The organism is Enorma phocaeensis (assembly GCF_016901575.1).
GTDB lineage: Bacteria > Actinomycetota > Coriobacteriia > Coriobacteriales > Coriobacteriaceae > Limicola > Limicola phocaeensis_A.
The window spans coordinates 68,445-79,328 of sequence record NZ_JACJKQ010000006.1 but is presented as its reverse complement, the minus strand read 5'-3'; the positions used below and the strand labels follow the sequence as shown (position 1 = coordinate 79,328).

The following is a 10,884-nucleotide window of genomic DNA, read 5'->3' as shown; positions in this document are numbered from 1 at the left end:
GAGAGCGAATGGGGGTCCCGCCGCTATCTGGACGTGACGCTGCTGGAGGGGTAGCCGCACCGGAGGGCGGGCCTATGGGGCTGTCGGAAAGTGCGCAAGAATCTTGACGGTACCAGCGTTTGCCAGCGCAGCGCGCAAGGGGCCGAAGGCCCCGCAGCGGATGCGGACGGCGCAAGCCGGACGCGAGTCCGATTGCTGGCTCCAGACTTGTCAAGGGCACCTATATGGTGCCCTTTTCTTTTGGACGTCCATCTTGGACTCGAAGATCCCTGCCCATCCCCCATCTCCACGCCGCTCAAGCACGCGCATGAACCGTACATGCATACAAAACATGCAGATCTTTACGTTCTAAGCCAAAAAACGTAAAGATCTGCATGTTTAAGCGCACGTGGAAATCTTCCTGCCCGCCTTTACCCGATGCAGCACGTGCCAGCGACCCGCCGGCCGCCGCCTGACATGATGCGTGCAAAAAGCCGGTCCACCAGCCATGGACATGCAGCGGCGCCCGTCAAATGCCAGCCCGCCTCCCTCACCTGCCACAGCATGTTCGACGCGCCCACCCGGCGCTCGACCCACAATCAACGAAAGGACCCCCGCTCCGCGAGGCTGGATGCGGAGCAGGGGCCCATGCCATGTTTATGCATAAGGCTTAATCCTGAAAGTACTCGTCCAGAATGAGCTTGAAGCAAATCTTGTGGACCGGGCTCGCACCGTCATCACCGTAGATGAGCGTGGGCATGTGCGGCTCGTTGGCCATGAAGATGACGAACTTGCCGTCGGCAAGGTCGCCGTCGATGCATCCGGCGGCATCTACGAGCTCGAAGTCATCGCCCTCGACATAGGGCTCGACAAGAGTCTGCTCGCCCAGCGCCACCTTGAATGCCTCGCAGCCCTCAAGGTCTATCTGCAAATCCATGTAGCGCCTGTGGGTCTCATAGTGAGCATCTTCGGGGCGACGCGTGGTGGCATCCATGACGTTGGCAAACACGCTCTCGCCCTCAATAGGGTTCGAGCCCAGCGGCAACGAGGCGGGATCGTTCGCATCGAGCCAGTCAATGAGCACGTCCAGGCTGCGGAACAAGCCGCGATACCTGCCCAGGTCCTCCAATGCGCCTACGATCATATGCGTCCCCCTTCTGGTCGCGCCACGGCAGGGCGGCAAGGCCGCACGCCGCGCAAAAGAAGGCTCCGCAGCAGCGTTGCCGCGGCGCCCGGTTACCCCTAGGCTAGGCAATGCGCGCCGCCCAGTCAATCCTTCTTGCCGCCATCGGACCACACCGCCCAATAGCCGTACCGCCAACGCACAGCGCGCCAATGGAAAGCGCAACGCTATCGGCACGCTATCCCGCGACGTCCAAAAGACAGCGGGGCACATGGACGCTGTCTCATCCATGTGGCCCACTTGTCGGCACGGATTGTGGCGGCACGCGCGACGCCGCAACAGGCCGGTTTGAGCTCCGCCCCTCAAACCACTCGTTGTCGCCTGCGGTCACCTGGGTGGCTGAGAGCTGTGAGCCGTCGTCGACGACATCGCGCCACATCCAGCCCCTGAAAGCCGGATGGTAGCAGCCCCTCAACGACCGCGAAGCGGAACGCCTCCGCGCGGAAAGCGTTCCAGGCCGCGGCCTGCTCGGCGTGGACGTCGCTGCCCGATGCTCGTTATGCGAACAGGCCGTATAGCGACAGGTCGGAGTTGGCAAACAGCGTATTGGCATAGCTCGTCCGTTCGCTGCTCGCCTCGCTCGACGCCTGCGAATACTGCTGGTACGCGACATAGTAGGCAGTCATGGCCTGGTTGTAGGTTGCAGAGTCGGCTGTGAACGACTCGCCAGAGAGCGCCTGGTAATACGGGCCGTCGGTCGAAGCCCACGTGCCCGCCTCGGAATCCCACTCGTCTCCGGCAAGGTTGATGATGTAGTCCGCGTACTCCTTCGACGAGGGGTTGGAATCGCTCTCGTCGGAAGGCTGGGTGGGAGCCTCGGGCATGGTGGCGGCGGTCTCGGGCACCACCTGGTCGTGGAGCTTCTGAATCATGAGGTTCTGGCGAACGATGTTTTTAGCCTGTTCCTCCTCGACCCCATACTGCGTGGCGATCGCGGAGTAGTCAGAGGTCCCCAGATTGGTCTCGGCATAGCTGGACATCTCGTCGTCGGTCACCTCGATGCCGCGCGACTCGGCGTCCGCCAGGAGGATCTGGTTGCGGACGTAGGAGAGGATGCTGTCGGCCGAAGGTGCGGGATAGGTGTCGTCATCGTTCTTTACGTTGTCGAGGCTGTATTGGCTTTCGATCGCCTCGCGCGCGGTCACCTCATGCTGCTCGCCGTTGTACGACCAGCTGGCAACCACCGTATCGAGCTGGTCCTCGGTAAGCGTCGCGCTCGAAAGACCCTGCGCGGAGCTGAAGCCGCCCGTGCCCACGAAATAGCCCAGAATCGCGGCGGCAAGCACCGCCACGACGGCGATGGCGATAAATAACGGGGTCTTGCCCCCATGCCCGCCGTCCGACGTCGTGCCTGCGGAATCCGTTGCGGCGTCGCTGCTCACAAAAGCCTCCTTCATATCGGTCGGGCGCTCGGCAGCCTCGTCGGCGCCCTTGCGGTCATCAGCGTCGGATGGGGCTTCTCCATGCGCGTCGGCAGCCTCGGCAGGAAGCCCAGGCCCCTCCTCCGGAGCGCCAAAAGGATTCAGAGGGCGCTCGTTCTCGGGAGGCAGGTCCTCGCCGCGCTCGTGACGCCCCGCAGCAGCGATGTCTTCGGCAGAGCTGCCGCCGATAAGGTCGACCTTCTCGACCGTCTCCCCCTCGGGCGAGTCGGTGCGCTCGATGACCTCGATACCGTCAAACAGGTCGTCTCCGTCCTGCTCTTTGCGTTGAATCAGCCCCATGTGCGGGCTCCTTTCGTCGATGCGATCACGTTGTGTCGGGCGGACGGGGCGCGCCTACGCCATATGGGCGATCACCGCGTCGGCATATGCTTGGGTGCCCACTGCGCCCTCGGTGCTGCCGGTCAGGCTTCGACGCACGTCGGCGGTCACCTGCTCGCCCTCGGAAAGCGTTGCCGAGACGGCGTCGCGGATGCGCCGCGCCGCCTCGTGTTCGTCCAGATGGTCGAGCATCATGGCAGCCGAAAGAATCTCTGCCGTGGGATTTGCGATGTCCTTGCCCGCGATGTCGGGCGCCGAGCCATGCGTCGCCTCGAAGACTGCGCATTCCTCGCCGATGTTGGCTCCGGGTGCCATGCCAAGGCCGCCGACCAAGCCGGCGCACAGGTCGGAGACGATGTCGCCATAGAGGTTGGGCAGCACGAGCACGTCGAAGTCGTGAGGATCCATGACGAGGCCCATGCAGGTGGCGTCGACGATCTTGTCCTCGAAGGCAATCTCGGGATAGGACGCCGCCACCTCGCGCGCCACGCGCAAAAACAGGCCGTCGGTGGCCTTCATGATGTTGGCCTTGTGCACCGCCGTGACCTTGTTCCTGCCCATGCTGCGCGCATATTCGAAGGCATAGGTCACGATGCGGCGGGAACCCTCCGGCGAGATGGGCTTGATGGAGATTGCCGACCCCGGACGGAACGAACGGCCCCCGTTGCGCTCCAAAAGGCGGGCGAGCCGGTCCGCCTCGAACGACCCCGGCTCAAACTCGATGCCGGCGTAGAGGTCCTCGGTGTTCTCGCGAACGATCACCAGATCGATATCTTGGTAGCGGGAGGTGGCGCCGGGCAGCGTCACGCAGGGACGAACGCAGGCGTAGAGGTCGAAGGCCTGGCGCAGCGCGACGTTCACGCTGCGAAAGCCCGTTCCCACCGGCGTGGTCACCGGCCCCTTGATGGCGACGCCCGTCTTTGCGACCGCGTCGAGCACGTGGCGCGGCAACGGGGTGCCGTATTCCTTCATGACGCCGGCCCCTGCGTCCACGACCTGCCAGGCAATCTCGACACCCGTGGCATCGACCACGCGGCGCATCGCCTGCGTGATCTCAGGGCCAATGCCATCTCCGGGGATGAGGACAACGTCATGCGCCATGGTTACTCCTCGTCGCTGTCGTCGGCAACCGCCTTGCGCTCGCGGCGCTTGGGAGCGTCGAGCTTGAAGCGCTTGACGAGCGTCTCATAGATCTCATGCGAGCGCGCCTTCAGGTAGCTGCCCTTGCCGTTCTCGGCATCGAAGGCGATCCTGCCCGCAAGCTCCTCTGCCACCTCGCCCGGAATCTTGCCGAGCGCATATTCGTGCAGCGAGCCGAGCATGTCGCGATACTCGAGGTCGCCGTGGTAGCACTGAATGGCCTCGTCCAAGATGGGCCATGCCTTTTTCGCGCGCGAGCGGTCGGTCGCGCCCCACAGGCACAAGAACCGGAAGGCCGACAGCCGAAGCGTCGAGGACAGCTCATCGAAAAGCGCCGACTCCGCGCCCTCAAAGGCCCCTCCCACCTCCTTGGCATGCTCCGGCACGAGCAGGCACAGGGCGTCGAGCACTTCCCAGCGCGTCTGGGCCTCGGGACGGTAGAGCGCGTCTACCAATTCGTCGATATGGGGCGTGAGCATCTCGGGCTCTCGATGGGCGACGAGCCCCACCACGCGGGCCGCGAACTGGCGCTTGCGCCTGCTTGAGCTACTCAGGTCTTCGACGAGCGCCGCCAGGGCGCTTCCGTCGGATTCCACCTTCGCGAGCTGCTCGGCCTCTTCGACGCTCAGCTCTTGATCGGTTGTATCTGCCATATGCCGTTCCCCTTTTCGCTATCGTTTCCGCCTACGCTTGCCAGATGTGGTTGTACCCGGGCCGCTGCGCGCCGTATCGCCTTGCTTGGAATCGCTCGCAACCGACATGAGGTCGGGAGCCGCCTCGCCGGTGCGCTTACGGCGCCGGCGCTCGACGCTCTTGCGGTCTCCCGCCGCATCGCGATGCTTGCGGTTCACGTTGAACACGCGGTCGTGCACCGCCCACGGGCCGACGGATTCGCCAAAGCCCATCTTAAGGCCGGCGATGGCGCCGCCGAGCGCTCCGAGCGGAACCGCGTACAACAGGGGGACCCATGACAGCAGGGCCGTCGCCACGATGCAGCACACGATGGCAATGATGTTGTACTTCCAGTAGTCGCGCGACGTCAGGGCGCGCTCTCCTACCCTGTTTCCCACCGAGAAGCCCATGTAGATGCTAAAGATGAGAAGCACGAGAAAGCTGATGATGAAGGCCGGGTCGGTCATGCGCTACTCCCCGTGATGGTGGCAGCAGCCCTCACCGTAATCATGGCCCTCGCCGTGACAGCATTCATGGTCATCGCCATGGTCGTGTCCGCAGCTGCACTCATGCCCCTCGCCGTGGTCATGGTGATGTCCGCAGCCGCAGCCCTCGTCGTCACCATGGTCGTGTCCGCATCCGCACTCGTCGTGCTCGTGCTGAGAGGTGTAAAGCGACCAGTCGAGCCCGGCGGCAACCGCCTCGGACTCCTCCTGGTACAGCAGGGTGATGGCCTGCGTCCCCAGACGCCCGCCACCGATGGCGTCGAGCATGTCGTAGAGCGCGAACGCCGTGTCGGAGCCGGGAAGGGCGATCTCGCGCTCCTCGGCCTCCTGAAGGGCGAGGCCGAGGTCCTTGATGAAGTGCTGCACCATGAAACCGGGCTTCCAGTCGCCCACGAGCGCCTTCGGCGCGAGCGAATCCATGGCGCCCGACGCGCCGGTACCCGCCAGAATCATTTCGCGGGTCTGCTCGAGGTCGAGACCCTCCTGCTGGGCGAGCGACAGGGCATCGGCCATGCCGACCATGCTGGCGGCAAGCGCCACCTGGTTGGAGAGCTTCGCCGCCTGGCCCTTGCCCGCGCCGCCAAAGCAGCAGATGCGGGAGGAGAAGGTCTCAAGCAGCGCGCGCACCGGCTCGATGTCGCGCTCGGTAGCGCCGGCGATGGCGGTCAGCGTGCCCGCCACGGCACCCGCCTCTCCACCCGTCACGGGGCAGTCGAAGGCCATGCGGCCATCCACTTGCGCCGCGCCGGCGATATCACGCGCAAGCGCGGGCGAGGACGTGGTGAGGTCGATGAGGATGGCACCCGGCTTCGAAGAGCTCAGCAGGCCGTCGCCGGCAAGATAGATCTCCTCGACATCCTCCGGGAAGCCCACCATGGTAAAGATGACGTCGGCGTCCCGAGCGGCCTCGGACGCGCTTGAAGCCCAGACGGCGCCGCGCTCGACAAGGGCGTCGGCCTTCTCCTTGGTGCGGTTATAGACGACGAGCGGATAGCCGGCGTCCAAGATGTGCCCGGCAATGGGCGCGCCCATGATGCCGGTGCCGATGAACGCGACACGCTGCTTCTTGTCTGCCATGTGATGTCCTTTCATGAATCATGCGTATGGGTCGCCCGTCGCGACGTCGTCGCAGCCGGCGTGGCCCCCTGTCGCGCCGCGCGGCAAGAGGCGCCGCGCGCGACGGATATGCTTGGGTTAGGAGCGAACCTTGCGGGCGATGCGGTCGGTAAGCGAGACCTTTTCGGCGCGGTCGCGACCCCAGAAGATGAGCGCCACCATGCCGGGCCCCACATGTGCGCCGATGGTGGGACCCACCGCGCCGCGGATGATGGTCACGTCCGAGCAGCCGTCCTCCTTGCGCACGGCCGCCTCGACCCAGTCGGCATCCTTCTCGGCATCGGCGGAAACGATAGTGATGGGGAGCGTGGGGTCGTGGACGTAGTTTTCCTTGAACGCCTTGATGAGCGACTTGAGCGCCTTTTTGCGTCCGCGGTTCACGCCCGTGAGGGTCAAAGACCCCGCCAGGTCAAAAGAGAGGCTCGGCTTGATGTCGAGCTTGCTGGAAAGCTGCGCCGCCGCCGGCGGGATGCGGCCGCCCGCCGCCAGCGAATCTAGGCTGTCCAGCGTGAAGTAGCCGTGCACGCAGGTCTTCGCCTGGTCGGCCCACTCCGCAAGCTGCGCCGCGGTGAGGCCTGCCGAGCGCTGGCGCACCGCCTCGAGGGCGAGCAGCTCGCCACAGGCGCACGGCAGCGCGTTGTCTACCACGTAGAGCTCGAAATCGGGATGCTCCGCGCGAACCTGGTCGGCCGCCTGGCAGGCGAAGTCGTAGCTCGAAGAGAGCGCGGAGGTGAAGCACAGGTACACCGTGGGCGTGCCCTCCTCGGCGCACTGGGTGAAGAATTCGAGGTAGCGACCGAGCGAGATGGCAGAGGTGGACGCGCGCACGCCCGAACGAATCTGGTCGTAGAATTGCGCCGGGGTGATGGACGTCCAGATGTCATCGGTGTGCTCGACGCCGTCGAGCATGTAGGGAAAGCCCAGGATGTCCACGTCAAGCGTGGCTGCGATCTCGGGCGTGAGGTCGGCGCAGGTGTCGACCACGATTCGATAGCGGTTCGCGTGTCCGGTGGATGAGGGAGCGGTCATCGCAGGTGCCTTTCATACCAAAGCGGGCGGCCACCCGCATGGGATGGCCGCCCACCTACTCACATGCATAGATGGTGATATATTTTACTCGTCAAGCGTCTCAATCTTTGGCTTGATGATGCCATATCCACCATTCTTACGGTGATACACCACGTTGATGAGGCCGGTCGTGGCATTCTCGAACACGTAGAAGTCGTGGCCCAAAAGATCGGTCTGGATGAGCGCCTGCTCCTCGGTCATAGGCGTGATGTCGATGACCTTTTCACGCACCAGAAGGTCGTCGTCCTCTTCGGGAAGCAGCAGGTCGGCAAGATCCTCCACGCGCTTAGCCGGCGCGACCTCGGCTGCAGAGGCGCCCTGCTGACGGTTGTCGACCACCTTCGTCTTGAACTTGCGCAGCTGGCGCGTCACCTTGTCGGCTGCCTGGTCGATGGCTGCATACATGTCGCCGCCGTGCTCGGCGACACGAATGACCGAGCCGCGGACACGTACCGTGACCTCGACGATCGCGGGCATGGGGTTCGAGGGGTTCTTCTCATAGCGCAACACGACATCCACCGTCATAGGCTCGATGTCGAAGACCTTCAGGGCCGCACCGATTTTCTCATCGACATGCGCACGCAGAGCATCGGTTACCGTGGTCTTACGTCCCGATACCGTGATATCCATACGTGGCTCCAATCTATCCGGGGACCTTACGTATGCTTGTTGTACCCATTCACGCGGCAATCGAGCGGACGGGACCTCATCTCCCGTTGGCCAGACAATCGGGGCCGGACGCCGATTCCTCGCCGCCGGCACGCAGGCATCTGGGGTATATGCGCGCCACGAGACGGGGCGGCATGCGATATGGGGCGCGCGAAACGAGAAGGCGCGCGCCCTTGGCCTTGTCGCGTGATGACATGCGCAGCCGCGGCCAGGCACGCCCGGCATCCACCGACATGCCCCACTGCTGCGGGCAGCAGCCGACTAGAGGGCCCCCGTCGAAATCGAGCCGGAGGTCGACGAGGCGTCCGCATCCGCCTGGGGCCCGTCCGCCGCAGCCGCGTCGTCTGCCGCGGCCGCGTCGTCGGCGTCGCTCGCGAACGTCAGCCCCTGGTCCGCCGCGGCAGCAGGGTCGACGCCCTCGATGAGCTGCCCCTCGAGGTCCGCGGGAAGGTCGCCGTACCACGCCTGGCGCAGCGCATCGATGGTTCCGTCGTTCTCCATCTGCGCGAAGGCGCTCATGACCTCGTTGGCAAGCTCGGTCGCACGAGACATAAACGCGATGCCGTAGGAGTCGACGTTGCTCAGCGTCCCGCAGAACGAAACCTCGCTCTGGGCACGGGCCAAATACGCCCCCGCGGTGGCATCGCAGGCGACGTAATCCACCTCGCCCGCAGCCAGGGCGTCGAAGCATTCGTTGACGTTGTTGCACGTACGCACGTTGGAAGGCGAGGCGACGCTATAGACGACCTCTTCGGTCGCAGACCCTCCCTGCATCGCAAAGGTGGCATCTGCCAGGGCAGACGCCGTGGGGGCGGCATCCCCGGCAGCGCCGAAAACCGCCGTCGCGTTTTCCAGGTAACCATCCATGATCGTGATCGAAGCGGCATCGTCGTCGGAGCTCGCCCCGATATACAGGTCAGCCTCGCCATCCGCGAGCGGGCTCTCGGGAGAGGTCGCAGAAACGAAGGAGACGTCCAGCCCCAACCGGTTGGCAAGGGCGCAGGCCAGGTCGACGGCATATCCCTGAAGGTCGCCCTCGGTGCCCGTCATGACCTGGGGGGCATTGCGCGTGTCGAGCGCGACCGTCAACGTGCCGGAACGCACGAGCAGCGAGTCATCGATCGCCTGACGGGCCGTGGCGTCCTGGGCATCCGAGAGCGGCGGCGTCAGCAGCGAACACCCCGTGATCCCCCCTGTGATGGCCATGGCACAAGCCGCCACAAGCATCCTGCCCAGCACCTGTTTCCCACGCACCATGGCTTCCTCGCTCTTCCAACTCCCGTCGTCGCGGGAGACCCGCCCGTACAAGGCCCCCCGAACGCCTGCCGGCGCCGGAGGGCCGCATTGTGTGAACCCCTCGTCTGACCTGGTCTTTGACCCCACACCTGCGCACTGGGACGTTTGCTCGCGCCGCCGCAGCGGCCTCACGACTTGCCCGCTCGCCCGCGGGGCGGAATTGCCCTCAAGTAGACGGACGGTGCGACTTACCTCTAGGACGCGCCATGATCGCGCCCGCGCGCACGCGAACGCTTACGTGGATCCTTTTGACCGCGTCTGTCATGGACTAAGGCGCGTACGACCGCGCCCGCAACCACAGCCCGAGGGGATGCGAGGAAAAGTATAGCAGTTCACAGGCACAATGCCAGGAAGTCGAAACACACTCGAGGGCGGATGGGGGCACGGAGGCCCAAGACAGGGCGCGGGGGCCGAAATGTCCGAAAGAGAGGTCGCCCTCCCCAGGACGGTCTTCTCCCCAAGATGCTCGCCACCAAGGCGACCTTCTCCCCAAGGCGACCTTATGATGCAATTTGGACGCTCATACGAAACTTCTTCTGCGCAACGGACGCTAAGGGCCCATTTCAGGGGCGTTAACGGCCATTTTGCAGCAGAAGTTGCCGCAAGCGTCCGTTTTGCAGCAGAAGATCGTCTGGAGGAGTGGGCGACTTTCGAGAGTGGGCGTCCTTCGGATCACCAAACCCGCGCAAGGGCGAGGACGTCCACCCGGGAGGCACCTGCCTCCGAGAGGGCGCCCGCCGCGGCCCGAACGGTGGCGCCCGTGGTGATGACGTCATCGACAAGCAGCAGGCGCCTGCCGGCAACGTCCTCCACCACGTGATAGAGCCCGCATGCCCCTCTCAGGCGCTCGTCGCGCCCCAGAGCGCGCTGATCGCCCGAGCCCCGCTTTGCCAAAGCATCGCAGAGCGGCACGCACGCGACACGGGAAAGCTCCCTCGCCACCGCCTCCATATGGTCGAAGCCGCGCCGCCGAAACGCAGCGGCGGTCGCGGGGACAAAGACGATGGCATCGGCCTCGCCGACAAGGCCGCCATAGCGATCCGGCGCGACTGCCTCGGCGTGCCGCGCGGCATCCGCCATGAGCTCGGCGAGAAGAGGCGCCAGGCGGCGCTCGCCGGCGTCCTTGTAGGTTCGGATGATGCGCGGGAGCGGCCCCTCGAACGATGCCGCGGCAAGGCAGCGGCCGAGCTGCTCCGCACTCGCCGCGCCCTGTGCCGCGCCACGCTCCATCGGCAGGCATTCCGTACACAAGACGTCTCCATGGGGCGCACCGCAGCGCAGGCAGCTGTGGCGCGGGTCGATGGGCTCGATCGCCTCCAGGCAGCGTCGGCACAGCAGAACGCCCGGGCGCTCGCAGCCGGCACAGCGCGTGGGCGAGAGCGCCTCCACGACAAGGTCTCTGACTCGTGCGCGCAACACAAAACCCTCCCCCACGGCGATGCAAGCGTGGAGAAGGGTTTCAAGCCACTTTAGTATACCACAGCGTCGGGCATCC

General features: G+C 65.0%; 10 protein-coding genes. All 10 read right to left on the bottom strand.

Annotation, left to right across the window (positions count from 1 at the left end; all coding sequences use genetic code 11):
• Positions 1-649 precede the first annotated feature (649 nt).
• Complete coding sequence (locus tag H6A15_RS05590) at positions 650-1,123, bottom strand: YhcH/YjgK/YiaL family protein (RefSeq protein ID WP_204672764.1); 474 nt, start codon at positions 1,121-1,123, stop codon at positions 650-652.
• Between the two features lie 536 nt (positions 1,124-1,659).
• Positions 1,660-2,883 (bottom strand): hypothetical protein, encoded by a 1,224-nt coding sequence (locus H6A15_RS05585; RefSeq protein WP_204672763.1) that lies wholly within the window; start codon positions 2,881-2,883, stop codon positions 1,660-1,662.
• A 54-nt stretch (positions 2,884-2,937) separates the two neighbouring features.
• Positions 2,938-4,023 carry an isocitrate/isopropylmalate dehydrogenase family protein gene (locus tag H6A15_RS05580; RefSeq protein ID WP_204672762.1) on the bottom strand — a complete coding sequence of 362 codons (1,086 nt, stop codon included), beginning with the start codon at positions 4,021-4,023 and terminating at the stop codon, positions 2,938-2,940.
• 2 nt (positions 4,024-4,025) lie between these two features.
• Positions 4,026-4,715, bottom strand: coding sequence for a hypothetical protein (locus H6A15_RS05575; RefSeq protein WP_204672761.1), 690 nt, complete (start codon positions 4,713-4,715; stop codon positions 4,026-4,028).
• 18 nt (positions 4,716-4,733) lie between these two features.
• Positions 4,734-5,201, bottom strand: a complete 468-nt coding sequence (locus tag H6A15_RS05570) for a hypothetical protein (RefSeq protein ID WP_204672760.1) — start codon at positions 5,199-5,201, stop codon at positions 4,734-4,736.
• A 3-nt stretch (positions 5,202-5,204) separates the two neighbouring features.
• A complete protein-coding gene (locus H6A15_RS05565; protein ID WP_204672759.1) occupies positions 5,205-6,317 on the bottom strand; it encodes an NAD(P)-dependent oxidoreductase in 1,113 nt (370 codons plus the stop codon).
• Between the two features lie 117 nt (positions 6,318-6,434).
• The gene (locus tag H6A15_RS05560; RefSeq protein ID WP_204672758.1) at positions 6,435-7,385 is read right to left on the bottom strand and encodes a DegV family protein; all 951 of its coding nucleotides are present in this window, start codon (positions 7,383-7,385) and stop codon (positions 6,435-6,437) included.
• An 84-nt stretch (positions 7,386-7,469) separates the two neighbouring features.
• A complete protein-coding gene (gene hpf / locus H6A15_RS05555; RefSeq protein ID WP_204672757.1) occupies positions 7,470-8,054 on the bottom strand; it encodes a ribosome hibernation-promoting factor, HPF/YfiA family in 585 nt (194 codons plus the stop codon).
• A 300-nt stretch (positions 8,055-8,354) separates the two neighbouring features.
• Positions 8,355-9,350, bottom strand: a complete 996-nt coding sequence (locus H6A15_RS05550) for a substrate-binding periplasmic protein (protein WP_239462380.1) — start codon at positions 9,348-9,350, stop codon at positions 8,355-8,357.
• 711 nt (positions 9,351-10,061) lie between these two features.
• The gene (locus H6A15_RS05545) at positions 10,062-10,778 is read right to left on the bottom strand and encodes a ComF family protein (RefSeq protein ID WP_342635821.1); all 717 of its coding nucleotides are present in this window, start codon (positions 10,776-10,778) and stop codon (positions 10,062-10,064) included.
• Positions 10,779-10,884 lie beyond the last annotated feature (106 nt).